At 66.4% G+C, this 24570-nt stretch carries 23 protein-coding genes and 4 tRNA genes; 9 read left to right on the top strand and 18 right to left on the bottom strand.

Going from position 1 to position 24570, the window contains the following annotated elements:
* Positions 1 to 67: 67 nt before the first annotated feature.
* The 11 genes from J7396_RS16155 to J7396_RS16105 all read right to left on the bottom strand — a co-directional run bounded on the left by J7396_RS16155 (position 68) and on the right by J7396_RS16105 (position 7478).
* Positions 68 to 143: transfer RNA gene (locus J7396_RS16155), tRNA-Thr, on the bottom strand.
* Between the two features lie 33 nt (positions 144 to 176).
* Positions 177 to 250, bottom strand: a tRNA-Gly gene (locus J7396_RS16150).
* Positions 251 to 279: 29 nt separating this feature from the next.
* A tRNA-Tyr gene (locus J7396_RS16145) sits at positions 280 to 365 on the bottom strand.
* 154 nt (positions 366 to 519) lie between these two features.
* Entirely contained in the window at positions 520 to 1611 is a 1092-nt protein-coding gene (ychF, locus tag J7396_RS16140; protein ID WP_011346536.1) for a redox-regulated ATPase YchF, read from the bottom strand.
* Positions 1612 to 1688: 77 nt separating this feature from the next.
* Entirely contained in the window at positions 1689 to 2270 is a 582-nt protein-coding gene (gene pth, locus J7396_RS16135) for an aminoacyl-tRNA hydrolase (RefSeq protein ID WP_029818761.1), read from the bottom strand.
* A gap of 51 nt (positions 2271 to 2321) precedes the next feature.
* Positions 2322 to 2957 carry a 50S ribosomal protein L25/general stress protein Ctc gene (locus J7396_RS16130; protein WP_003486759.1) on the bottom strand — a complete coding sequence of 212 codons (636 nt, stop codon included), beginning with the start codon at positions 2955 to 2957 and terminating at the stop codon, positions 2322 to 2324.
* Between the two features lie 108 nt (positions 2958 to 3065).
* On the bottom strand, positions 3066 to 4025 hold the full coding sequence (locus J7396_RS16125) for a ribose-phosphate diphosphokinase (protein ID WP_003486761.1): 960 nt from the start codon (positions 4023 to 4025) through the stop codon (positions 3066 to 3068).
* A 165-nt stretch (positions 4026 to 4190) separates the two neighbouring features.
* Positions 4191 to 4267 (bottom strand) — tRNA-Gln (locus tag J7396_RS16120).
* A 3-nt stretch (positions 4268 to 4270) separates the two neighbouring features.
* Complete coding sequence (ispE, locus tag J7396_RS16115) at positions 4271 to 5158, bottom strand: 4-(cytidine 5'-diphospho)-2-C-methyl-D-erythritol kinase (protein WP_008576042.1); 888 nt, start codon at positions 5156 to 5158, stop codon at positions 4271 to 4273.
* Positions 5140 to 5793 (bottom strand): lipoprotein insertase outer membrane protein LolB, encoded by a 654-nt coding sequence (lolB, locus tag J7396_RS16110; RefSeq protein ID WP_029818760.1) that lies wholly within the window; start codon positions 5791 to 5793, stop codon positions 5140 to 5142. The genes ispE and lolB overlap by 19 nt, the downstream gene beginning before the upstream one ends.
* Entirely contained in the window at positions 5790 to 7478 is a 1689-nt protein-coding gene (locus tag J7396_RS16105) for a tetratricopeptide repeat protein (RefSeq protein WP_071117517.1), read from the bottom strand. Before J7396_RS16105 ends, lolB begins: the two co-directional genes overlap by 4 nt.
* Before the next feature lie 65 nt (positions 7479 to 7543).
* Here J7396_RS16105 and hemA point away from each other — a divergent pair, with 65 nt between their 5' ends.
* The 5 genes from hemA (at position 7544) to ppk2 (ending at position 13343) form a co-directional block, all read left to right on the top strand.
* Entirely contained in the window at positions 7544 to 8842 is a 1299-nt protein-coding gene (gene hemA / locus J7396_RS16100; RefSeq protein ID WP_209261719.1) for a glutamyl-tRNA reductase, read from the top strand.
* On the top strand, positions 8820 to 9905 hold the full coding sequence (gene prfA / locus J7396_RS16095; protein WP_011346530.1) for a peptide chain release factor 1: 1086 nt from the start codon (positions 8820 to 8822) through the stop codon (positions 9903 to 9905). The genes hemA and prfA overlap by 23 nt, the downstream gene beginning before the upstream one ends.
* A complete protein-coding gene (locus J7396_RS16090; RefSeq protein ID WP_209261718.1) occupies positions 9902 to 11608 on the top strand; it encodes a tetratricopeptide repeat protein in 1707 nt (568 codons plus the stop codon). The genes prfA and J7396_RS16090 overlap by 4 nt, the downstream gene beginning before the upstream one ends.
* Before the next feature lie 401 nt (positions 11609 to 12009).
* The gene (gene moaB, locus J7396_RS16085; RefSeq protein WP_011346528.1) at positions 12010 to 12528 is read left to right on the top strand and encodes a molybdenum cofactor biosynthesis protein B; all 519 of its coding nucleotides are present in this window, start codon (positions 12010 to 12012) and stop codon (positions 12526 to 12528) included.
* Between the two features lie 32 nt (positions 12529 to 12560).
* Complete coding sequence (gene ppk2 / locus J7396_RS16080; protein ID WP_008578152.1) at positions 12561 to 13343, top strand: polyphosphate kinase 2; 783 nt, start codon at positions 12561 to 12563, stop codon at positions 13341 to 13343.
* Here ppk2 and J7396_RS16075 read toward each other — a convergent pair.
* From J7396_RS16075 to J7396_RS16060, 4 genes are all read right to left on the bottom strand, one after another.
* Positions 13325 to 14554, bottom strand: a complete 1230-nt coding sequence (locus tag J7396_RS16075) for a hypothetical protein (protein WP_209261717.1) — start codon at positions 14552 to 14554, stop codon at positions 13325 to 13327. The genes ppk2 and J7396_RS16075 overlap by 19 nt on opposite strands.
* Before the next feature lie 85 nt (positions 14555 to 14639).
* Entirely contained in the window at positions 14640 to 14906 is a 267-nt protein-coding gene (locus J7396_RS16070; protein ID WP_008578150.1) for an acylphosphatase, read from the bottom strand.
* Complete coding sequence (locus tag J7396_RS16065) at positions 14906 to 15526, bottom strand: TlpA disulfide reductase family protein (protein ID WP_008578149.1); 621 nt, start codon at positions 15524 to 15526, stop codon at positions 14906 to 14908. The genes J7396_RS16070 and J7396_RS16065 overlap by 1 nt, the downstream gene beginning before the upstream one ends.
* Entirely contained in the window at positions 15523 to 16800 is a 1278-nt protein-coding gene (locus tag J7396_RS16060; RefSeq protein ID WP_008578148.1) for a YihY family inner membrane protein, read from the bottom strand. The genes J7396_RS16065 and J7396_RS16060 overlap by 4 nt, the downstream gene beginning before the upstream one ends.
* A gap of 111 nt (positions 16801 to 16911) precedes the next feature.
* Here J7396_RS16060 and wrbA point away from each other — a divergent pair, with 111 nt between their 5' ends.
* Together wrbA and J7396_RS16050 are read left to right on the top strand one after the other, a co-directional pair.
* Positions 16912 to 17508, top strand: coding sequence for an NAD(P)H:quinone oxidoreductase (gene wrbA, locus J7396_RS16055; protein ID WP_033837399.1), 597 nt, complete (start codon positions 16912 to 16914; stop codon positions 17506 to 17508).
* Complete coding sequence (locus J7396_RS16050; protein WP_008578146.1) at positions 17505 to 17849, top strand: DUF2069 domain-containing protein; 345 nt, start codon at positions 17505 to 17507, stop codon at positions 17847 to 17849. The genes wrbA and J7396_RS16050 overlap by 4 nt, the downstream gene beginning before the upstream one ends.
* 222 nt (positions 17850 to 18071) lie before the next feature.
* Here the strand turns inward: J7396_RS16050 and J7396_RS16045 are convergent, their stop codons facing one another.
* Positions 18072 to 19292, bottom strand: a complete 1221-nt coding sequence (locus tag J7396_RS16045; RefSeq protein WP_209261716.1) for a glycoside hydrolase family 30 beta sandwich domain-containing protein — start codon at positions 19290 to 19292, stop codon at positions 18072 to 18074.
* 510 nt (positions 19293 to 19802) lie between these two features.
* Here J7396_RS16045 and J7396_RS16040 point away from each other — a divergent pair.
* Positions 19803 to 20288 carry an asparaginase domain-containing protein gene (locus tag J7396_RS16040; protein ID WP_008578144.1) on the top strand — a complete coding sequence of 162 codons (486 nt, stop codon included), beginning with the start codon at positions 19803 to 19805 and terminating at the stop codon, positions 20286 to 20288.
* A gap of 4 nt (positions 20289 to 20292) precedes the next feature.
* Positions 20293 to 20766 carry a Cys-tRNA(Pro) deacylase gene (gene ybaK, locus J7396_RS16035; protein WP_014089474.1) on the top strand — a complete coding sequence of 158 codons (474 nt, stop codon included), beginning with the start codon at positions 20293 to 20295 and terminating at the stop codon, positions 20764 to 20766.
* Positions 20767 to 20964: 198 nt separating this feature from the next.
* On the opposite strand, the gene J7396_RS16030 is transcribed toward ybaK, so the two are convergent.
* Complete coding sequence (locus J7396_RS16030; RefSeq protein WP_209261715.1) at positions 20965 to 22662, bottom strand: S8 family peptidase; 1698 nt, start codon at positions 22660 to 22662, stop codon at positions 20965 to 20967.
* Positions 22663 to 23004: 342 nt separating this feature from the next.
* A complete protein-coding gene (locus J7396_RS16025; RefSeq protein ID WP_008578141.1) occupies positions 23005 to 24414 on the bottom strand; it encodes a S8 family peptidase in 1410 nt (469 codons plus the stop codon).
* Positions 24415 to 24570: the final 156 nt, after the last annotated feature.

Here is a 24570-nt window from a genome sequence, read left to right as displayed (position 1 = left end):
CTCGAATTTAGCTTTTGCCATGGGTGCGTGTCTCGGTAATCGTTTGGAGTTGAAGACGATTGAGTAATGGTGCTCACGAAAGGAATCGAACCTTCGACCTCCTCCTTACCAAGGAGGTGCTCTACCGACTGAGCTACGTGAGCGAGTTTTGCATTATGCCATGCATTTGCGTTCAATGGAGCGGGAGACGGGAATCGAACCCGCACCATCAGCTTGGAAGGCTGAGGTTCTACCGTTGAACTACTCCCGCGCCGGGAACTGCATGCCACAACGTGAAACTGGTGGAGGGAGGTGGATTCGAACCACCGAAGGCGTAAGCCAGCAGATTTACAGTCTGCCCCCGTTGGCCGCTTGGGTATCCCTCCAGCTTTTACTACCGGACCGGTGCGCCGCGAGGCATATTCGGTTCGGGGTGAAGCAGCCCGTTATTTTGTTGTGGGACGCATGCAGTGTCAACAAAAATTTTGAGCAATTCTTCACTCTCAACGATACGCGGCGTCAGGCGCCACGCACAGCCGATCACACGTTGAAGCGGAAGTGCAGCACGTCGCCTTCCTGGACGCGGTATTCCTTGCCTTCCAGGCGCAGGCGCCCGGCATCGCGGGCACCTGCTTCGCCGCGGTACTTGATGAAGTCGTCGAAACCGATCGTTTCGGCGCGAATGAAGCCCTTCTCGAAATCGGTGTGGATCACGGCTGCAGCCTGCGGCGCCGTCGAACCGGCCTTGACCGTCCAGGCACGCACTTCCTTGACGCCTGCGGTGAAATAGGTCTGCAGGCCCAACAGCGTATAGGCCGCACGGATGACGCGATTCAAGCCTGGCTCTTCCAGGCCGAGATCGGCCAGGAAGCTGTCGCGATCGGCATCGTCCAGCTGCGAGAGCTCCTCTTCGATGGCCGCCGAGACCGGCACCACTTCGGCACCTTCGACAGCCGCATGCGCACGCACCGCATCCAGGTGCGGATTGTTCTCGAAGCCGTCTTCCAGCACGTTGGCGATGTACAGCACCGGCTTGAGCGTCAGCAGGAACAGATCGCGCACCAGTGCCTTTTCTTCATCGTCCAGACCGGCGGCACGCCCCGCCTTGCCGTCGGCCAGCGCGGCCTGCAACTTGGCCAGCACCGGCTTGCGCGCCGCTGCATCCTTGTCGCCGCCCTTGGCGCTGCGTTCGGCACGGTTGAGGGCCTTTTCCACGCTATCCAGATCGGCCAGCGCCAGCTCGGTATCGATGGTTTCGATATCGGCGATCGGGTCGACCTTGTTGTTGACGTGGATGACGTCGTCGTTCTCGAAGCAACGCACCACGTGGGTGATCGCATCGACTTCGCGGATGTGCGCCAGGAACTTGTTGCCTAGGCCTTCGCCACTCGCCGCACCAGCCACCAGACCGGCGATATCGACGAACTCGACCGCAGTAGGAATCAGCTTTTGCGGCTTGACGATGTCAGCCAGCTGATTGAGACGCGGATCCGGCACCGGCACGATACCGACGTTCGGCTCGATGGTGCAGAACGGGAAGTTGGCCGCAGCGATGCCCGCCTTGGTCAGCGCATTGAACAGGGTCGACTTGCCGACATTGGGCAGGCCGACGATGCCGCATTTGATACCCATGGGTTTTCCAGTGAATGGAGAATCGGGAATGGAGAATGGCAGGAGCAGCGCCCTGTCCATTCCCTATTCCCCATTCTCTATTTTTTTTCGGTATGCAGGCGTTTCATCGCCTCGTTGAAATTGCCTTCCATCGCCAGCGGCAGCACATCGATGGCGGCATCCACCGCAGCGCCGATCGCCGCGTCGTCCTCGCGCCCTGCCCGCCCCAGCACCCAGGGCACCACGCGGTCCTTGTGACCGGGATGACCGATGCCAACGCGTAGACGGTGAAATTTGCCGTGCCCGAGCAGGCGAATGGTGTCGCGCAAGCCATTTTGCCCACCGTGACCGCCGTCGAACTTGAGCCGCGCCGTGCCGGGCGCCAGATCCAGTTCGTCGTGGGCGACCAGCAGGTGTTCGGGCTCGATCTTCCAGAATCGCAATGCGGCGATGATCGACTTGCCGCTGAGATTCATGAAGGTGGCCGGCTTGAGCAGCCAGACCGGTTGTCCCGCGATCTCGACCTTGGCGGTCTCGCCGAACAACTTGCTATCCAATGCCCAGCGGGCGCCACTGCGCTCGATGAGGGCATCGACGAAACGAAACCCGGCGTTATGCCGGGTTTGCGCGTGTTCCGGGCCGGGGTTTCCCAGCCCGACGATCAGACGAAGTGCAGACATGCCAGTGACCGCAGCCGATCCCGCGCGCAATGCAGGGGACCGGCCGACGGATTACTTGGTCTCGGCGCCTTCGCTGCCTTCTTCGCCGGCAGCGTCGTCTTCTTCGATCCGTACGTGCTTGGCAGCCACCACGGCAACGTCGTGTTCCTTGCCCAGCTTCAGCTCCGGAATTTCAACACCGGCCGGCAGCTTGATTTCGGACAGGTGGATCACGTTGCCCACTTCCAGTGCACCGAGGTCCACTTCGATGAACTCCGGCAGATCCTTCGGCAGGCAGACCACCTGGACTTCGTTGAGTTCGTGGGTGACGACCACTTCGCTCGACTTGCCGGCAGGCGAAGACGCTTCGTTGATGAAGTGCAGCGGCACGGCAGCACTGAGCTTCTCGTTGGCGCTGACGCGCTGGAAGTCGATGTGCATGATCAGCTGCTTGAACGGATGGCGCTGCATGTCACGCAGCAGCACCTGCTGCACGTCGCCATTGAGGTTCAGGTCCAGGATGGACGAGTAGAACCACTCGTTCTGCTGGGCGAGCCAGATCTGCTCGTGGTTGAGCTGGATGCTGACCGGCTCGAGTTCGCCACCGTAGACGATGGCCGGGATGACGCCAGCATGACGCAGGCGGCGGCTCGCACCCTTCCCCTCGTCAGCGCGGCGCTCGACCTTGATTTCATGAGTCTTTGCCATTGGATTTCACTACCTAGTTGGAACACCGCCTCGCGGCGATGAAGCGTCTCACCCGCGACCAGGTGAGACGTGTGGCGGCACCCGGGAATCCGGGCACCGAATGGGGTATCAGTCGACGTAGAGCGAGCTGACCGATTCGCCGAAGGCGATACGGCGGATGGTCTCGGCCAGCAGTTCGGCCACGCTCAGCTGACGAATCTTGGCGCAGGTACGCGCCGCTTCGCTCAGCGGAATCGTGTCGGTGACCACCAGCTCGTCGAGCTGCGAATTGTTGATGTTGTCCACCGCCGGACCCGACAGCACCGGGTGGGTGATGTAGGCCACGACCTTGAGCGCGCCGCGCTGCTTCAGCGCTGCGGCAGCGGCGCACAAGGTACCGGCGGTGTCGACCAGGTCGTCGACCAGCACGCAGGTCTTGCCCTGCACGTCGCCGATGATGTTCATCACGGTGGCCACATTGGCGCGCGGACGACGCTTGTCGATGATGGCCAGATCGGCGTCGTCCAGGCGCTTGGCGACGGCGCGTGCGCGCACCACGCCGCCAACGTCCGGCGACACCACGATCAGGTTGTCGGTGCCGTAGGCGCGCCAGATGTCGGCCAGCAGCAGCGGCGAGGCATAGACGTTGTCGACCGGCACATCGAAGAAGCCCTGGATCTGGTCGGCGTGCAGGTCGACCGTCAGCACGCGGTCCGCCTCCATGGCGCAGATCATCTTGGCAGCCACCTTGGCAGTGATCGGCACGCGCGAGGAGCGCATGCGACGGTCCTGGCGCGAATAACCGAAGTACGGGATCACCGCGGTCACCGACTGGGCGCTGGCGCGCTTGAGCGCATCGATCAGCACCAGCAGTTCCATCAGGTTCTCGGCACTGGGCGCGCAGGTGGGCTGGATGACGAACACTTCCTGCCGACGCACGCTCTCTTCGATCTCCACCTGCACTTCGCCGTCGGAAAAGCGCGTGACCAACGCCTTGCCCATGCGAACGCCGAGTTCCTTGCAGATGCTCTGGGCAAGCGGCTTGTTGGCATTGCCGGAGAACACCAGCAGATTACGTTGGTCTTGCATGAGATCTCTCGGGCGGCGGCGAAGAGCGTGCGGATCGATGGTGGAGCAGGACAAAGCCGAACCAATGCCGGGCTTTCGTTCGATTCCCGCGCAAGGATGCGCGAGGTATTGCAGAAGGATCTGCAGTGAAACCTGGTGCAGGCGGACCTGCCTTTCTCGACAAACTGGCAGGGGCGGTAGGATTCGAACCTACGAATGCCAGGATCAAAACCTGGTGCCTTGGGCCTCTTGGCGACGCCCCTGCATCAAACCTGTGTCGCGTCCAGCGCATCGAGCAATGGCGAGTGCGCTGCACCCTCCACCACCCACGCCCGCAGGCTGCCCGGCAACTGCGCCAGCGCCTGCTCTGCAGCAGCGCGCGTGGCGAACTCGACGAAACAGCCACTTCCCGACCCGGTCAAACGCGGTGTACCGACCCTGGAAAGCGCCTGGAACACGGCCTCGACGGCGGGTTCGCGGCGCCGCAGGACCGGCTCGAACGCATTGTCGAGCAGGGAACCGGAAGCGAAGTCCGCTATTTTCGCGGGCGCAGCATCCCGCGTCAATTCCTGTGATCGAAATAACGCCGGGGTCGGTACATGAACGCCGGGATCGACCAGCAGATACGCCGCTTCCGGCAGGGAAATCGGGGTCAGTTGTTCACCCACGCCTTCGGCCCAGGCATTGCGGCCGCGCACGAAGACCGGCACGTCCGCACCCAGCTGCAGGCCCAGCTCGGCCAGCACATCGGCCGCCAGGCCCAGGCCCCACAAGGCGTTGAGCGCCACCAGCACGGTCGCCGCGTCCGAGGAACCGCCGCCGAAACCGCCGCCGGCGGGGATGCGCTTGTCGACCCGAATCTCCGCGCCCGCCTGGGTGCCGGCTGCCGATTGCAGCAGGCGCGCAGCGCGGATCACCAGGTCATCGTCTTCGGATACGCCGGGCAGACTCTCGCCCAGGCGGCGGATCTGGCCGTCACGACGCACGCGAAGATGAACGGTGTCCCCCCAGTCCAGCAGCCGGAACACGGTCTGCAGCAGGTGGTAGCCGTCGGCACGGCGCCCGGTGATCTGCAAAAACAGATTGAGCTTGGCCGGCGCAGGCCACGCCGACCAATCAGTGCCCGGCGCGTCCATCAGGGCGACACGGTCCATTGGTCGACCAACAGGCGCACCTTTGCCTCGCCGTTGCGGGCTTCGATCCGCTGCGGCAGCTCGGGCTGGTCGGCGCCGGCTGGTGTCCAGGCCAAAAATTCGATCGTCCAGCCATCCTGCTGCACGGTGCGCGGGCGCCCGGCGGCATCCAGGTCGACGCGTGCGGCACCGGCGTCGGCGATGCGCAGCGCGCGCACCCAGTCAGGCATCTGGTTGACCGGGATGGTCCAGCCGGTTGCTTCCAGCAGCACCTGCTCGGCATCAGGACCACTGCGCGGACCGCCGTCCAGCCCTTCCAGCCGGCCGGCGCCGCTGGTGGTGTCGCCGGTGAGCACCCAGCTTTGCCGGGTGACCGGCGCACTGAGTTGCACGCGGTAGCGTGGGCCATCCTGCTGCCAGTCGATGCGGCCGCTGCCGCCATTGCGGTCCTTGCTGATCGCCACCCGGCCCTGGAAGGACCAATTGGGGTGCGCCTGCAACCAGGCCTGGCGAGCGGCTTCGGCCTGGCGCGCACTGTCGGAGACGTGATCGGCCACGGCCGCCCCACTGCCCTGCCCGCGCGGCACGCTGACGCAGGCCGACAGCCCGACCAGCACCAGCCCGCCCAGGGCCAGCGTTCGAACCGCCCTGCTCATAGCCCGAACTTTTCCACGGCGCGCTGCAGCGCACGGTTGTCCGGGTCGAGGCGGCGCGCTTCATCGAAGTAGCGACGCGCTTCGTCCTGCTTGCCGCTGACCCACAGCACTTCGCCCACGTGGGCCGCGATTTCCGGGTCCTTGACCAGCGCCCAGGCGCGGCGCAGCTGCACCAACGCTTCCTTGGTGCGGCCCATCCGGTACAGCACCCAGCCATAACTGTCGACAATGGCCGGGTTGTCCGGGTCGGCGGTGCGGGCACGGTCGATCAGCGCCAACGCTTCCTTGTAGCGGGTGGTGCGGTCGGCCAAGGTGTAGCCCAGCGCGTTCAGCGCGGCGACGTTTTCCGGCTCGGTCACCAGGATCTTGCGCAGATCGGCCTCGGCACGCGGGACGTCGTCGCGCCGCTCCCAGGCCAGCCCGCGGGCGTACAGCAACGCGCTATCGTCCGGGTAGGCGGCCAGGCCACGTTCGAAGGCGTCCAGTTCGCCCGGCGCATCGTCGGCCCGCTGATGCAGCTCGGCTTCGAGCACGTAGGCGTCGCGGCGCGCGTCATCGTCGGCACTGGCGTCGCCCTGCAGGGCGCGGGCTTCGGCAAGCGCTTCGGGCTTGCGGCCCAGTTCGTACAAGGCACTGGCGGTGCGCAGACGCGCCTCGCTGACCTGCGGACCACCCGGCACGCCGCGATACCACTCCACCGCCTCGTCGTAGCGCTTGAGGAATTCGGCGATCTTGCCCAGCAGCAGACGGCGGTCCGGATCGGGCTTGGTAGCGTTGCTCTTGAGCTCGGCGTACAGCGCCTCCAGCGAGCTGCGGTCTTTCTCCTTGGCCAGCATCGAGGCACGCAAGCCATAGGTCTGGGTGTCCTGCGGCCCGGTCGAAAGCACGCGTGCAGCAGCTTCGGTCTGGCCCATGGCGTCGTAGGCAAACGCCAGCGCGCCGCGCAGCTCGGAGTCCTTGACCGCCTGCGGTTCGATATTCTTCAGCAGCGCCAGCGCTTCGTCGTTCTTGCCTTCCTGCTGCAACTGGGTGGCATGCAACAAGGCCACGCGCGGCTCTTCGGGGAAGCGGCGTACCACCTCGTCGACGATGCGCTTGGCCAGCGCGGGGCGCTCCATGCGCAGCGCGAGCCGGCCGAATTCCTGCCAGGCTTCGATCTGATTCGGGATGGCGCCGGCCTTGACCAGGTCTTCGAGCACATCGGCCGAGGCTTCCGGCTCGCGGCCGCCGTTGGCCAGGGCGATCAGCGCAAAGCGCCAGCCACGCGGATCGGGCTCCTTGAGCAAGCCGAGCAAATCGCGGCGCGCGGTGCGCAGGTCGTTGCGGCGCAGCGCCAACGAGGCCTCGGTGCTGCGCATGGACATCGACGACGGCGCGCGGGCGCGCCACAACGCCAGCGCTTCGATCGCGCGCGGGTCGTCGTTGGCCAGCATGGAGATGCGGGCGGCGCGCTCGGCCAGCCCGGCATCGCCGGCTTCGGCCTTGGCGGCGTCCAGGTAGGCGCGCGCGGCATCGTCCAGTTGCCCGGCCTGCAAGGCGAATTCGCCGGCCAGCACGGGTTCCAGCGACGAGGTGCCGGCATTGCCTGGGGGCGGAGCGGGCCGTGCTTTCTTGGGTGCTGCAGTGGCGCTGGCGGAGACTGCGACCAGCAAAAGAACACTCAGGATGCGAATCGGTACAGGCATCGGGGGCAACCGGGCCGTAAAATGGGGCCCTGAATGGCCGCCAGCTTATCGCAAGCAACTGAACAATGACGTTGTGGGTGCTCGGACTGAATCACCAGACCGCACCTGTGGACCTGCGCGAACGCGCGGCGTTCGCAGGTGATGCGCTGCCGCGCGCGCTCGAATCGCTGCGTGCGCTGCCCCAGGTAAGCGAGGCCGCGCTGTTGGCCACCTGCAACCGTACCGAGTTGTATGCAATGGCCGACGAGGCGCACAGCCTGGTCAACTGGCTGGAAACGCACGCGCCCGGGCTGAGCGGTCATCTGTACCAGCACCGGGAAGCCGAGGCGGTGCGCCACCTGTTCCGTGTCGCCACCGGGCTGGATTCGATGGTGCTGGGGGAACCGCAGATTCTGGGCCAGGTGAAGGACGCCTGGGCGGTGGCGCGGGCGCACGGCGCGCTGGGCAGCGGGTTGGACCGGCTGTTCCAACAGACCTTTTCGGTAGCCAAGCGCGCGCGTACCGACACCCGTGTCGGCGCAAATCCGGTTTCGGTCGCATCCACGGCGGTGCGGCTGGCACAGGACTCCTTTGCCCGGCTCAACGAGTCGACGGTGTTGCTGATCGGTGCCGGCGAAACCATCGAACTGGCGGCCAAGCATCTGAGCGAAGGCCGCGTGCGCCGCCTGCTGATCGCCAACCGCACCCTGGCCCATGCCCAGACACTGGCCAGCCAGCACGGCGGCTTCGCCTTGCCGCTGACCGATCTGGAACGCCACCTGGCCGAGGCGGATGTGGTGTTTTCGGCCACCGCTGCGCGTGAGCCGCTGGTGACCCGCGCACAGGTGGAACAGGCGTTGCGCACGCGCAAGCGCAAGCCGATGCTGCTGTTCGACCTGGCCGTGCCGCGCGATATCGAGGCCTCGGTAGGCGAGTTGGGCGACGCCTACCTGTACACGGTGGACGATCTGGAACGCGCGGTCGAAGACAATCGCCGTGGCCGCCGCGAAGCGGCCGACCAGGCCGAAGCCATCATCGACCTGCAAGTGGCGCGCTATGTCGAAACGCTGCAGGCCACTGCGCGCCAGGCACCCCTCAAGCGGCTGCGCGCCTTTGGCGATAGCACCCGCGACGAGCTGCTGGCCAAGGCACGCCAGCAGTTGCACAACGGCAAGCCGGCCGACGAAGTGCTGGAACAGTTGGCGCATGCGCTGACCAACCGTTTGTTGCATCCGCCCACGGCCGCATTGCGCAATGCGGCGCTCAACAACGACCTGGAATTGACCACTGCGGCCGACCGGCTGTTTCCGGAAAAGCCGGGTTACCAACACCCCCCCATAGCTACCCCGATCGTGAGGACCGATGACGCCGACCCTGCGCCGTAAGCTCGAAGCGCTGGCCGAGCGCCGCGAAGAACTGCAGCACCTGCTCTCCGACCCCGATGTGGTGGGCAACAACGACACGTTCCGTACGCTCTCGCGCGAACTGTCGCAACTGGAGCCGGTGGCGATGGCGCTGGAAGAGGAGGCGCGCGCCAAGGCCGACCTGGCCACGGCCGAAGCGCTGCGCAACGACCCGGAGATGCGCGAACTGGCCGAAGAGGAAATCGCCGCTGCACAGGCGCGCCTGGAACAACTCGATGCACAACTTGCATCGCTGCTGGTACCGCGTGATCCGCGCGACGACGGCAACCTGTTTCTGGAAGTGCGCGCCGGCACTGGCGGTGACGAAGCGGCGATCTTTGCCGGCGACCTGTTCCGCATGTACGCACGCTACGCCGAGCGCCAGGGCTGGAAGGTGGAAATCGAATCCGACAGCCCCGGCGAGCATGGCGGCTACAAGGAAGTGGTGGCGCGGGTGGTCGGGCGCGGTGCGTATTCGCGCCTGAAATTCGAATCCGGCACCCATCGCGTGCAACGCGTGCCGGCAACCGAATCGCAGGGCCGTATCCACACCTCGGCTGCCACGGTGGCGATCATTCCCGAAGCCGACGACGTGGAAGAGATCACGATCAATCCGGCCGATCTGAAGGTGGACACGTTCCGCTCGTCCGGTGCGGGCGGCCAGCACGTCAACAAGACCGAATCGGCAATCCGCATCACCCACGTGCCCAGCGGGGTGGTGGTGGAATGCCAGACCGAGCGCAGCCAGCATGCCAATCGCGACAAGGCGATGAAGCGGTTGAAGGCGCAGCTGCTGGACGCCGAACGCAGCAAGGCGGCAGCGGCCGAAGCGCAGACGCGCAAGTTGCAGGTGGGCAGCGGCGACCGTAGCCAGCGCATCCGCACCTACAGTTTTCCGCAGGGTCGCATCACCGACCATCGCGTCGAAGGGCTGACCTTGTACGACCTGCCCAACATCATCGAAGGCGATCTGGATGCGTTGATCGGGCGGCTGCTGCACGAACATCAAGCCGACGAACTGGCACGGTTGAGCGATAGCCCGTGAGTGCGCAAGTCCCGCGCGAGCTGCTGCAGCTGCGCGAGCAAGTGCGACGCCAGCCCGGCGATTTCGTCGCCTGGTTGATGCTGGCCGATGCCGAGCTGGGCATGGGCGTCACCGCTGCCGGCGAGGCGGCCGTGCAGCGCGCGCTGGCGCTGCATCCGGGCCATCCGGAAGCGGTGGCGCGGCTGGGACGGGTGCGCTGGGCGCAGCAGCGCCATGCAGAAGCGGCCACGCTGCTCCAACAGGCCTCGGACCTGGTACCGCAGCATCCGGGGATCGCCCTGTGGCTTGGGCACGCGCTCGAAGATGCAGGCCAACCGGAACAGGCCGCGGCCGCCTATACGCGCGCCCACAAGCTGCTGCCCGACGAGCCCTACATCACCGCACAACTGCTCAACTGGCGACGCCGCCTATGCGATTGGCGCGAGCTGGACTCACTGGCTGCACAGGTGCGGGCCGCAGTCACACAAGGCGAGGCGGCCGTGGAGCCTTTCGCGTTCCTGAGCGAGGACGCCAGCGCCGCGGAGCAACTGGCGTGCGCCCGTACCCGTGCGCACGCCATTGCCTCCTCGGTGCGCCCGCTGCCAGCGTCCACGCTGCGCAGCCGCGGCGCGCTGCAACTCGGGTTCGTGTCCAACGGCTTTGGCGCCCACCCGACGGGCTTACTGACGGTGGCCTTGTTCGAAGCGTTGCAGCAACGCCAACCGGACCTGCACGTGCAGCTGTTTGCAACCAGCCCGGACGATGGCAGCGACATTCGCGCGCGCCTGGCGCAGGCAACGCGCATGCACGAGGTCACTGCGCTGGGGCATCTGGCAACCGCGCAACATATCCGCGACCAGGGCATCGATCTGTTGTTCGATCTGCGCGGCTGGGGCGGTGGCGGACGGCCGGAAGTCTTCGCATTGCGGCCGGCGCCGGTGCAGCTCAACTGGCTGGCGTATCCGGGCACCTCGGGCGCGCCGTGGATGGACTATGTGCTTGGCGATACCGTTGCATTGCCGACGTCGCTTGAGCCGTTCTATAGCGAGCAGGTGCTGCGCTTGCCGCGCGCCTTCCAGCCATCGGACACCTCGCGCACGGTAGCCGAACCGCCATCGCGTGCTCAGTGCGGGCTGCCTGAGCACGCTGTGGTGCTGTGCTGCTTCAACAACAGTTACAAGCTCAATCCACGCAGCATGGCGCGCATGCTGGCGGTGTTGCGCGCGGTGCCTGGCAGCGTGCTGTGGCTGCTGTCCGGCCCGGGTGAGGCGGATGCGCGATTGCGTGCAGCAGCGCAGGCACAGGGCGTGCACGCGCAGCGTTTGGTCTTCATGCCCAAACTGCCGCACCCGCAGTATCTGGCGCGCTATCGACATGCGGATCTGTTTCTGGATACGCACCCCTACAACGCGCACACCACCGCCTCCGATGCGTTATGGGCAGGTTGCCCGGTCTTGACCACACCTGGCCAGACGTTTGCCGCGCGTGTGGCCGGCAGCCTGAATCATCATCTGGGGCTGGATGAAATGAATGTGGCCGATGACGCTGCGTTCGTGGCCACGGCGGTGGCGTTGGCGAGCGATCCAGCGGCACTGGGTGCGTTGCGTGCTCGGGTGGCGGAGCGTCGGCGCGAATCGGACCTGTTCAATATGGACGGGTTTGCGGATGCGTTTGGAGAATTGGTGCGTGGGGTCGCGGGAAAGCATGGCTGGTTAGGGGTTTAGCAACGGCCGCTACGTGATGGATCGCTGTCTGCCGCCGCACCCTGCCCCCAACCTCCGCGCCCCGCCGTGGCCGGCGCTTGCAGCGCGGGCGCTCCGGGGCACGTGCACCCAGGGCGCGCAGCCGTCCTTCCCACCCCGGGCCGGAGAGGATTGAAAGGGCCATCAAGTTTCGTCGAGACCTTTTCAGGCCATGGAAGCCACGCGCCGAGTCGGCAGCGTGACCGGGGATTGGCGGAAAGCGGCACACGGATGTGCCGCGACGGCGAGCCAGACAGGATGTGTGCCGGGCCGAGGAGCCGATCCGCGGCCGCGCTGTCGCCCTGACCGACGCCAGCAGCTGCGTTGTGCGGCTTCACGCCGTGGTGCTGTACCCGGTCGTCCCGGCTCGCTAGGCTTGTGGCATGCCTTCCACTCTCGACTTCATTCCCTTGCGCCTGTGCGTGCTGACGGTGTCCGACAGCCGCACGCTGGCCGACGATCGCTCCGGCGATTACCTGGCCGATGCCCTCACCCACGAAGGCCATGTGCTGCACGAACGTGCACTGTGCCCGGACGACCGTTACCGCATGCGTGCGATCGTGTCGCGCTGGATTGCCGATGCGCAGGTCGACGGCATCCTGATCACCGGCGGCACCGGCTTCACCGGTCGCGACAGCACCCCGGAAGCGATCACCCCGTTGCTGGACAAGGTCATGCCTGGCTTCGGCGAGATGTTCCGCGCGATCAGCGTGGAAGAAATCGGTACCTCCTCGCTGCAGTCGCGCGCCTTTGCCGGGCTGGCCAATCACAGCTTCGTGTTCTGCCTGCCCGGCTCCACCTCGGCCTGCCGCACGGCCTGGGAGAAGATCGTGCGTGCGCAGCTGGATGCGCGCACCAGGCCCTGCAATCTGGCGACATTGCGTCCACGCCTGGGGCAATAGCCTGCGCGCTCTCCACTGTTGCTGGAACGCGCATGTCGCACCTGAAACGCAAGGCCTATAAAAAGTTGCTGGCGCCGATGCAGCTGGAGCTGGTGGACATGGCGCGCTGGTTGCGCCACACCAACCAGCGCGCCCTGGTGCTGGTGGAAGGCCGCGACACCGCCGGCAAGGGCGGCGTGATCCAGACCATCGCCAGCCATCTCAACCCACGCCAGTGTCGCGTGGTGGCGCTGCCCAAGCCCAACGACCGCGAAAGCACGCAGTGGTATTTCCAGCGCTATGTGACGCACCTGCCGGCGGGCGGCGAACTGGTGCTGATGGACCGCAGCTGGTACAACCGCGCCGGCGTCGAGAAGGTGATGGGCTATTGCACCGACGCGCAATACGACCTGTTCCTGGAGCAGGCGCCACGTTTCGAACAGATGCTGGTCGACGACGGCATCCTGCTGTTCAAGTACTGGTTGTGCGTGGACCAGGCCGAGCAGGAAAAGCGCTTTGCCGAACGCCGCGAAGACCCACTCAAGGGCTGGAAGCTCTCGCCGGTGGACCTGCAGTCACGCACCAAGTACGACGACTACACCGCCGCGCGCGAACGCATGCTGGAGGCGACGCATACGCCCGATGCACCGTGGACGCTGGTGGATTTCAACGACCAGAAGCGTGGCCGCCTGAGCCTGATCCGCGATCTGCTGGACCGGCTACCGGACACCGCAGTGCCCGACGAGCTGGTGCAGCTGCCGCCATTGCCCGGCAAGCTGCACAAGGAACGCTATGGCGTGCTGGAGCCGATCGACGATTACGCCGCCCAGTCCTGAGAGATTTCGTCGCTGGCCGCGGTGGCACGCGGTAGCGGGTGCAGGCCGGCCTGACGTTCGGCCTGTTCGGCCTGCAGCACCAGCTGGCTCAGGCGCTGACTGAACAATTGCATGAAACCGCGATGCAGCGGGCGCATCGCTTCCATGTAGTCCACATCGTCGGCCTGCGCACCGAGCGGGCTACAGGACGACAGCAGCACTTCGTCCAGACGCAGCGCGCTGTCGGGCAGGCGCACCAGCGCGGCGCGGCGTAGCCAGTCGCGCATGCCTTCGCGGTATTCGGCGGCCAGGATGTAGGCCACTTCGACCTGGTCCAGGTCCACATCCGGATTCCATGCCAGCACCTGGATCACCTGCGAACGTTCGTCCAGCATGCGACCTTCGGCGACCAGCGCATGCAATTGCTGCAGCAGGCGCCATTGCACGCCAGCGGCCTCGCGCTGGGCGGCCGGCATGGCCTCGATGGCCAGTGCCAGGCGCCGCGCAAACAACGCCGGCACCTCGGACAGCACGATCGGGCCGGCATCGGCGCCCAGCAGGAAACGTTCGGTACGCAGCGCGGCGGTGTCGGGAAGGTAGCCGTCCTGCAGCGGGCGCATCACGCCGTGGTCGAGCAGCGACAACACCACATCCAGCCAGTAACGGCGCTCCTGCTGCAGCGTGCGGTTGGCGGCAGCGTTGTGCCAGGCCTGACGCACATCGTCCAGACGCAGGATGCAGGACTGCGCATCCAGTCCGTCCCACGGCGCACGGGTGGCGTCGTTCGGGTCGAAGGTTTCCGCGCTGAGCATGCCGCCGCCGAAGCGATGCCAGGCTGCGCCACGCTGGGCGCCGGCCGGGTCCGGCCGGGCCGCGGCCATCGGAGCTACCGTGGCCGGGCGCAGGAGTGCGGCGTAGGCATCGGCCCACGAGTCGGGCAAGCGCGCCGACAGCGGGTAGCTTGCCGAGGGCTGACCCAGCCCCTGGCGTGCCAGACGCAGGCTCCACACCACTGCGCCGATCACGATGCCGCCAAAGATCCAGGCCAGCAGCCAGCTGGTTGCCGCCTGTCCGGTTGCTAGCACGCGGGTTTGCGGGTGCAGGAACAACAACCAGCCGCTGCCCAGCAGGACACCGAGATACAACCACGGCGCCAGCTGCGCCATCTGGCGGTGGCGGCGATGCGCGGGCAGGTCGTGCCCGTCGTTGCGGTCTTGAGATGGAGCGGCCATTACATTCCCCGTGCACGCCTGATCGCGTTGACAAGGTTATCGGCGAGGCAACCCAACTCTGTTGCCCCGCTTCAGTGGCGCACGCTCACCCAGTTACAAAGTCTTCAGTCGGCGGAACCGCGCAGGCCGTGCGCGTGACCGCCGCGACCGTGGCGGCCGGCGGGCCCTGCCATAGCCATGCTTCCAAAGCGTCCAGCGCCGCCGCGCTACCGGCGGCGACCACTTCCACGCTGCCGTCGGCCTGGTTGCGGGCATGCCCGACCAGGCCGAGTGCGACTGCGCGCTGGCGGGTGGACGCGCGGTACCACACGCCCTGCACCACCCCGCTCACCACGAAACGCGCCGCCTGCATCAACCCGCCTTGCCGGTGATGCCGACGGCGGCCTCGATATCGCGTGCGGTCACCGGGCCAAGGAATTGCTTGGCGACCTTGCCGTCCGGGCCGATCAGGTAGGTCATCGGCAGGCCGCGCGGGGTGGCGAAGTCCTGTGGCGGCTGGTACGGGTCGAGGATGGCGATCGGGTACGACACCGGGTGGTCCTTCAAGAACGCCTGCATGTCGGCGCTGGTGATGTCTTCGTAGGCCAGACCCACCACCTCGACGGTGTCGCGCATGGTGTGCAGCGCCGACAGTTCGGGCATTTCCTTCAGGCACGGCGCACACCAGGTGGCCCAGAAATTCACCACCACCCATTTGCCGCGGTGCGCGGCCAGGTCGTAGGTCTCGCCGGTCACGGTCGGCAGCGAGAGCCTGGGCATCTGGGCGGTCTGCTGCACCACCGAGCTGTTGGGCGGTGCAGCCGGGTCGGCCGGGGTGGCTGGGGTGGCTGGCGTGGCTGGCGCCTGGGGCGTGGCGGCAGGCGCAGCGCCGTTGCCGGCAGCGGGAGTGGCCTCGCTGGCCGGCTTGCAGGCGCTCAGCAACAGCAGTGGCAACAGCAGCGCACAGGCGCTGCGGACAAGACGCACGGTCATGGAGGATCTCCGGGAAGGTGGGTGTAGAGGTCGCCGACCGGCTGCGCCAGCACGCTGCGCAAGGGTTGGCGCAGCTGTTCCAGCGCGGCGGCGGCGGCCTGGCCGTAGGCATCGTCGCGGCACGGCAACGGGCGGTCTTCGATCGGCACGCGCAGCTGGCAGTTTTCGTAGAGTTCGGCCAGCGGCACCACGTCAAGATCGCGTGCCAGCAGCCACTGCCCACGCTCGTCGCGACGCAGCAGGCGGATGCGTTTGAGCTCGCACAGCAGTTCCTGCATCAGCGTGTCGGTGAGCATCGGCTCCAGCGCCAGGATGCGGTCTTCGTCCAGGCCATCGCCGTGGACGCGCGCCTGGCGGAACCGGCCGAGCAGACGCAGCAGGCCGTAGATCTCAAAGCCCGGCGGCAGGCGCATGGCCTCGGGCTGGTAGCGGAAGGCGGACATCGAGGAGGCCAGCGAGGCGCCCAGCAGCACCGACACCCAGCTCAGGTAGATCCACAACAGCAGGATCGGCAGTGCCGACAGCGCGCCGTAGATGCGTTGGTAGGTCTGGAAATTACCCAGGTAAAAGCCAAACCCCCATTTGACGATTTCCATCAGGATCACCGCCAGCAGCGCGCCCGGCAGCGCATGCCGCAGCCGCACCACGTGCTGCGGCACCACCCGGTAGATCAGCACGATGCACACGAACTCCACCGCCATCGGCGCCAGCCGCCAGGCGAATTCGGCCAGCCACTGGCCTTCGGTGGTGCGGAACAGCGGCAGCGCGAACACGTAGGCCGCCATCGCCATGGAGGCGGCAGCCAGCATCGTGCCCAGCGTCAGCACCGTCCAGTAGATCAGGAAGCGCGTCACCTTGGGACGGGCGGCGGCAACCCGCCAGATGCTGTTGAAGGTCTGTTCGATGCTGTGCAGGGTGATCAGCAACGAGGCCACCAGCGCGACCATGCCGGCCACGGTGAACTTGCCCAGGTCTTCCAGCGAGCGATTGAGATAGTTCTGTACCGAGCGCGCCGCGCCAGGCACGAAATTGTTGAAGATGAAGTCGGTCAGCGCGTCCTTCCACTCGTTGAAGGCCGGAAACGCCGAAAGCACGCCGAATACCACGATCGCCAATGGCACCAGCGCGAACACGGTGGTGTAGGCCAGCGAGGCGGCGGCCTGGAACAGCCGGTCGTCCAGGAAGCGGCGCCACAGAAAGCGCCCGAAACTCACCGTCCGCGCGCGGTCGCGCAGACGTTCTTTCCATTGGTGGAGTTTGTTCACGCGCGACATCGCGCAAGGGTACCCGATGCGCCGTCATCGCGGCCTTGCCGCAGCTGCGGCGTGCAGCAACAGGCTGGCTTGGCCGATACTGCGGCAACTCACACAGGCGGCAACGACACGATGGCGGAGATTCTGGTGCTGTATTACAGCCGGGGCGGTTCGGTGGCGCGGCTGGCGCGGCAGATCGCACGCGGCATCGGCGAAGTGCCCGGCATGAGCGCGCGGCTGCGCACCGTCCCACCGGTGGCTGCGGTCACCCAGACCAGCGCCCCGCCGGTCCCGGACGAAGGCGCGCCCTATGTAGACCGCGCCGATCTGGCCGACTGCAGCGGCCTGCTGCTGGGCAGCCCCACCCGCTTCGGCAACATGGCCGCACCGATGAAGCATTTCCTCGACAGCCTGGGCGCCGAATGGGCCAGTGGCACCCTGGCCGGCAAACCGGCTGGCGTGTTCACCTCTACCGCGTCGATGCATGGCGGACAGGAATCCACCTTGCTGTCGATGCACCTGCCGCTGCTGCATCACGGTTGCCTGATCGTGGGGATTCCGTTTACCGAAGCTGCGCTCAGCCATACCACCAGTGGCGGCACGCCCTATGGCGCCAGCCATGTCTCCGGCGCTGGCGGCGACCCGCAACCGAGCGAGGACGAAGCGCTGCTGGCGCGTGCGCTGGGCCGCCGGGTGGCCGATGTCGCACGGCGGCTGGCAACCCCGTGAGCGTGCGCGCCACGCACTGGCTGCTGAGCGCTGCGCTGCTGGCGCTGGCGGCGTTGTTTGCGGTGTGGTTCCACGACGACCCGCGCCCACTGGCCGCGCTCATCGTGTTCGTGCTGCCGGCCGCGCTGACCGGTGTACTGGCAGTGCGCAGCGCGCGTGCGCGCTTCTGGGCCGGTGTGTTTGCGCTGGGCTGGTTCAGCCACGGCGTCATGGCCGCCTGGAGCCAGCCGCAGGCACGTGGAATGGCGTGGATGGAACTACTGCTCGCCCTGGCCGTGGTGGGCCTGGTAGGTGGTCCCGGCATGGCGGCGCGCTTGGGCAGGAAGCGCCCGCCACGTTGATCGGCGAGCCGATCAAACCGTAGGCGCAGCTGCGCGATGCAGCTGCGCATGCAGCTAGCCGAGGTGGTCAGCCGCGACTACCCCAAGGCAACCACGACACCAACTTCGATCATCGTCAGGCGAACGCGGCCGGCGATCAGGTGGCATGCACAGCCTGCACTCTGGCCCGAGCGCGCCGTCCACGCCACCTGACGAGGACGTGCGGCGTTTCGGCGGCCGCTGTCAGTTTCCGACCAGCGTGGCCACGCTCTGCGGGTCGACATACAGCGAGGTCTTGCCGTTGACCACGCTGTAGTTGCCGCCGAACCCGACATTGAGCGTGCTCGAGGTGCTGTATTTGGCGAACTGCGTGGCAGTGCCGGAGGGCAGCGTCAGGTCCAGCCGCTGGTGGCCGGTGCCGGTGTTGACCGCCACCACCACCAGCTTGTTGTCCGGCGTGCGGTAGGCGGTCACCGAGACATCGCTGTACGGGTGTTCGGTGGCGCCCACGCGCACCGACCCTGGCCGCACGAAGCGTGCGAACTGCGACATCGCATAGCCGCGTTTGCTCACCGCGCCGTTTTCGCTGATGAGCCCGTAGCTGCGCCGGATGTACCACCAGATGTAGGCGTTGAAATTGGCCGCCATGCTGGCGTGCAGTTCGCTGGCCACTCCCAGTGCCGACGGCCATGCGTTGCCATCGGTGTTGTCGGTGTAATGCTCGGTCATCCACACCTGCTTGCCCTTGCTACGCGCCAAGGCATAGTCGCGCGGCTTTGCGCCATACAGATGGCCGGCCACGATGGAGGTGGCCTGACTGGCAGTGGCGTTGTTGAGGACCGGGTCGGTGATGGAGAAGTTGAACCCCACCGATTCGCCGACGATGACCTTGAGGCTGCCGAACCTGCTGCCTTGGCTCACGAGATAGTTGACGAAGTCGCTGCTGCTCCAGTCGGCCGATTCGTAATCCGGGTGCCAATCCGGCTCGTTTTGCAGGGAAATCGCATACAGCGGCGCGCCCTTGCCCGACATGTAATTGGCGAAATCCAGCAGGTGCTGGGTGTAGGCGCCGTAATAGTTCGTCAGCAGCTTGCCGCCATTGGTCAGGCTGTTGTTGGACTTCATGTAAGCCGGCGGGGTCCAGGGGGTTGCGAACACCAGCCCGCCCAGCGCATGCACGCGCGTTGCCGTCGGCACCTGGGTGGCCCAACCGGAGCTGGAGGGGTCGATGCGCATGCGCAGGATCGACAACCCGATCTGCCCGGTGCCGCTGCCATAAGCCAGATCCACCTGCGCCGGTGTCAGGTCGTTGATCCAGCCGGCGCCATTCATGCCGCCGAACCCGCGCACCGTCTGGTAGGTCTGCGTGGGCGTGATCGTCACCGTCTGCGCAGCGGCATGACCCGCCAGCAGCACAGCCATCGCGCAGGTAAGTGCGCGTAACATCGACAAGGACTTGTTCATGAGGCTCTCCGGGAAGGGAATGCCGACGGCATGCGTACCGACGGCTCGCCGACTATCGACCGCACAAATGTCAAGTCAATTTCCGTAATGTCTCTTTATTGAGTTCGTGACGTAGCACACGCACCCGGCGCAGCGGAGCGGTGCGTGGATCACACTGCGTTTTGCGCTGCGGCATGTGGAGGCTGGGCACGGGCAACGCTGAAGCAACGCGTTCAGTGGCAACTCCAGTTGCACGCTGACTTGGCGCAAGCACGCCATGGGCAGGGCTACGCCAGCCTGCACGACACCCGCTGCGCCTCGAACATGCAGGCACCCTTGGGCATGTCGGCGTGCGCCTGCGCCAGGCCATCTCAATCGGATGCAGCGCCGCCACATATTCGGCAGCCAGGCGCCGGTCTCGCCCCCGCTGGTCTATCGCGATGGCTACCGTACTGCCAGCCCCCTGGCCGGGCGGTATCATGGCGGCCCGCGCGCGGCCTGCGCCGCGTTAGCCCTACAGGATCCGCAGCAATGGAAGACCTCCTGATCGTCACCACCGGTGGCACGATCGACAAGATCTACTTCGACGACAAATCGGACTACCAGATCGGCGACCCGCAGATCGGACAGATTCTGAAAGAACTGGGCGTGACGTTTCGTTTTTCGGTGATTCCGATCATCCGCAAGGATTCGCTGCACATCACCGATGCCGACCGCGAACTGATCCGCGCCACCATCGCCGCCCAGCCCACCCGCCACGTGTTGATCACCCACGGCACCGATTCGATGGTGGAAACCGGCAAGGTGCTGCAGACGATCGCCGACAAGACCATCGTGATGACCGGCGCCTTGAATCCGGCGCGCTTTCGCGGCTCGGATGCCGAATTCAATATCGGTTGCGCCGTGGGCGCAGTGCAATCGCTGCCGTCGGGTGTTTATATCGCCATGAACGGCCGCATCTGGAATCCGCAAAAAGTGCGCAAGAACGTGGCCGCCAACCGCTTCGAATCGGTCTGAGTGCATGAGCAAGGCCACCCGCGCCACCAAGGCACTGGACGCGGCCGGCGTGGGTTATGTGCTGCATCCTTACGACTACCAGGCCGATGCCGATGCGAAGGGATTGCAGGCCGCACATGCGTTGGGCCTGCCGCCGCATACCGTGTTGAAGACATTGATGGCATGGGTCGACGACAAGGCGGTGTGCGTGGTGATTCCATGCGACCGCCGGGTGTCGTTGAAAAAACTGGCCAGCGCCTACGGTGGCAAGTCGGCACGCATGATGGACGTGGCCGATGCCGAACGGCGCACCGGCTACAAGGTCGGCGGTATCAGCCCGCTCGGCCAGCAACGGCAGGCGCCGGTGCTGGTCGAAATCACCGCGCTGGACGCACCGGCGCTGTGGATCAACGCCGGCCAGCGCGGACTGCTGCTGGAATTGCCCGGTACCCAGCTGGTGCATGCACTCGCCGCACGCGCTTGCGCGCTGTGCGAGTGAACGCGTAGACGCAATGCGCGCATGCCGCTTGGCATGCGCGTGACGCGTTTGGGACTTAACTCACGCGATGCCTCTCGACGGACCGCTTGCGTATTTCGATCTTCCGCCAGTGTCTTCGCACTTCACCCATGCACCACTGCCGCACCACAACACCATGTCGCGTGTTTCGGCACGGCAACGACGCCGCGCCGGCACCACTCAGTACGCTGCGGTGACACTGACGCCGGAAAAGCCCAGCGTTGCCTTCAAGCGCACGTAATAGACGCCCGCGGCCGGCGCGGCCAGCGTGCAGCTGTCGCCATTGCCCGGCAACATGCTGCGGCAGTTGTACGCCGCGTCGGTCGGTAACGCACCGGCCCGTACCGAAAGGTCGGCATTGCCGCTGCCACCGGCAAGCGCGACCTTGAGCGAACGAGCGCCGGCCGGCACATTGACCTGGTAATACAGCGAGTCGGAAAGCGCTGCGCTCAGCCCGGTGCGTGCCACATTCCTGGCCAAAGTGGTCGACTCGATCACCGCCGCCACCGCGCCATCGGCATTCACCAGCCCTGCCCCGCAGCCCTGCGTGCAGGCGACCGGCATGGGCCGCGCGCTGGCCTTGAGCAGGGCTTTCACCGTTGCCGGCGGCAGCGGATTCAGGGCCACCGACTGCATCAACGCCACCACACCAGCCACATGCGGCGCCGCCATCGAGGTGCCGCTGTACACCGCATATGCCGCATTGCCCGGTGCCTTGGTGCCGGTATTGAGCGTGGACACGATCGATTGCCCGGGCGCGGCGATATCCACGCCCTTGCCGAAGTTGGAGAAGCTGGCCTTGGCGCCGGCCGAGGTGGTGGCCGCCACGGCGATCACGTTGGCGCAATTGGCCGGCACGCTGGTGGAGACGTCCAGATTGCTGTTGCCGGCGGCCACGACCACCGCGCTGCCGCGCGTGACCGCTGCGGTGATGGCGTTGTTCAACGTCGCCGAGCAGGTGCCCGTACCGCCCAAGGACAGATTGATCACCGTGGCCGGATTGGGGTTGGTCGGCACGCCGGAGACCTTGCCGCCGGACGCCCACACGATCGCATCGGCGATATCGGACATGTAGCCGCCGCAGCGGCCCAGCACCCGCAACGGCAGGATCCTGGCGTTGAACGCGGTACCGACCACGCCCACCGCGTTGTTGCCCACCGCCGCCACGATGCCGGCCACATGCGTGCCATGCCAACTGGAATTGGACGCCGACGCTCCGGGCCCGCATTCGTTGGCCGCGGCCCAGTCGCCCTGGTCGGCCGCGTTCGCATCGCGCGCCGTGCCATCGCGCGCCGTGGCCGGATCAACGATGAAGTCGTAGCCGGGCAGCACATTGGCTGCCAGGTCCGGATGATTGGTGATGCCGGTGTCGATCACCGCCACCACGATGCCCTTGCCGGTGGAACGGTCCCAGGCCGGACGGATGTTGAGGCTGGCGGCGGTCGCGCCCATCGCCCACTGCTGCGGCACGCCGGGGTCGTTGGGAACCAGCAGTGGCCGCATCAGGATGTCCACTTCCACGCGTTTGACCGCCGGGTCGGCGGCCAGGCGCCGCATCAGGCTTTCCGAATCCACGCGGTCCAGCTTGCGGTCGGCCACCAGCAACATCGGCCCGCCACTGAGCCGGCGCGTGGCCGACAGGCCCAGCGCCTTCCCGCGCGCTTGCGGCACGGCACGCGCGATGTCGCCCCATGGCGCAGACAACCCGGTCGCCCGGCCGCTGCCGACGCTGTTCTTGTAGCTGACGATGAAGCGCTGATGGGTGCTGCTGGAATTCAATCCTTGCAGACTGACCTCGCCAGCGGCGGCATGAAACGTGCATGACAACGCACAGACGAATGCAACGCGGCGCAGTGCGCCCACTGAGTGATACGGCATGACTTCATCCCTCCCCAAGGATCTTGCAACCCGGTTGGCAACGCATTGAAGCCACTGCGCTGCGCCGTTCCCGTTGCGCGTGCATGCAGATGTTGCATGCCTCACGTGGGCTGGCTATCGGCGTGCTACCGGGCGCACTGAAGGCAGCCATGCCGTGCTGGCACGCGCTTCATTCAGCCAGCGCTGGCGGCCCTGGCCGGCGGTGCGGCCATTACCGCTTCCCGAACGCACACTGCCCCGCGTAGAGCGGGGCAGTGCAGGTTTCAAAGCACCGACACCGGCGTCGGAAAAGACCCGACGCATTGCCGGCATCGCGCCGGCATCGCGGTCGTCGGCGCAGGTTTACGGGGTCTGGCTGACCGCGCCGGCCGCGTTGACGATGCCCGCGCCGCAGCCGCCCGAGCAGGCGCCCGGCAGCGGACGTGCAGTGTTCTTCAGCAGCGTTTCCACCGCCGCAGGCGTCAGCGGACGACTGGCGACCGACTGCACCAGCGCCACCACGCCGGCCACGTGCGGGGCCGCCATCGAGGTGCCGTTGTAGCTGGCGTAGCTGGCCGAACCCGGCGTGGTGGTGCCGCTGTTCAAGGTCGACAGGATCGCCGAACCCGGCGCGGAGATATCGATGCCGGTGCCGTAGTTGGAGAAGCTCGAACGCGCGCCGGCCGAGGTGATCGATGCCACCGAAATCACGTTGGCGCAGCTGGCCGGGGTGAAGTTGGCCACGTTGGCATTACTGTTGCCGGCCGCCACCACCACGGTGGTGCCGCGCGACACCGCGCTGTTGATGGCGTTCTGGTAACTGCTCGAGCAGCTGCCGCTGCCGCCCAGCGACATGTTGATCACTTCGGCCGGGTTGGCATTGGCCGGCACGCCGGACACGGTGCCACCCGAGGCCCACACGATCGCATCGACGATATCGGAGGTCGCGCCGCCGCATGCGCCCAGCGCACGAATCGGCACGATGCGCGCGTTGAACGCGGTACCAGCCACGCCGGTGCTGTTGTTGGTGACCGCCGCGATGGTGCCGGCCACATGGGTGCCGTGCCAGCTGGAATTGGCGGCCGACGTACCGCTGCCGCACTGGCCGGCCGTGGTCCAGTCGCCCTGGTCGGCCGGATTGCTGTCACGCCCGTTGTTGTCGCGTGCACGCGTGGCATCGCTGATGAAGTCGTAACCCGGCAGCACGTTGGCGTTGAGGTCCGGATGGCTGGTGATGCCGGTGTCGATCACGGCCACCACCACGCCGGTGCCGGTGGCGGTATCCCAGGCCGGGCGCACGTTGATGCTGGAGGAAGAGGTACCGAAGCCCCACTGCTCGGACAGGCGCGTGTCGTTGGGAGTCAGCACCGGGTACATGATCTGGTCCACTTCCACGTAGTCCACGCTGGGGTCGGCGGCGATGCGGCGCATCAGGGTTTCGGCGTCGGCGCGGTCCAGGCCACGATCGGTCTTGAGCACTTCCGAACCCAGCGCCGTGCGGCGCACGTGGTTCAGGCCCAGCGCACGGCCGGCGCGTGCCGGCATCGCGCCGGCAACCGAATTGAGCGATGCGCGCATCGAGGTCGGGCTGACCGCCGCACTGGAACCGTCTTTGTATTTGACGATGAAGCGGTCCAGGGTGGGCTGCGAGTCCAACCCGGACAGATTGACCTGACCGGCAAACGCCGGCACGGCCAGCAGCGAGGTCAGCGCGGAAACACCCAGGACTACCAGCGCGCGCGTGGGCGCACGACGTTGCGACACATTGGACATCGATCGTTCCTTATTGGAGAGGTACCGCAGCTGCGGCGAGAGGGCCGGCCCGTTGCCGCACGCTGCGGTTCGGAGCCGGAAACTGCACGGGCGCCAGGCCCGTCGGGGCGACTGGCCGGTGTCCATTCCGGCCAAGCGGCAACACGTCGCCTGCGC

Source organism: Xanthomonas sp. A1809 (genome assembly GCF_017746015.1).
Classification (GTDB): domain Bacteria; phylum Pseudomonadota; class Gammaproteobacteria; order Xanthomonadales; family Xanthomonadaceae; genus Xanthomonas; species Xanthomonas euvesicatoria.
This window is presented reverse-complemented; position numbering and strand designations above follow the sequence as displayed.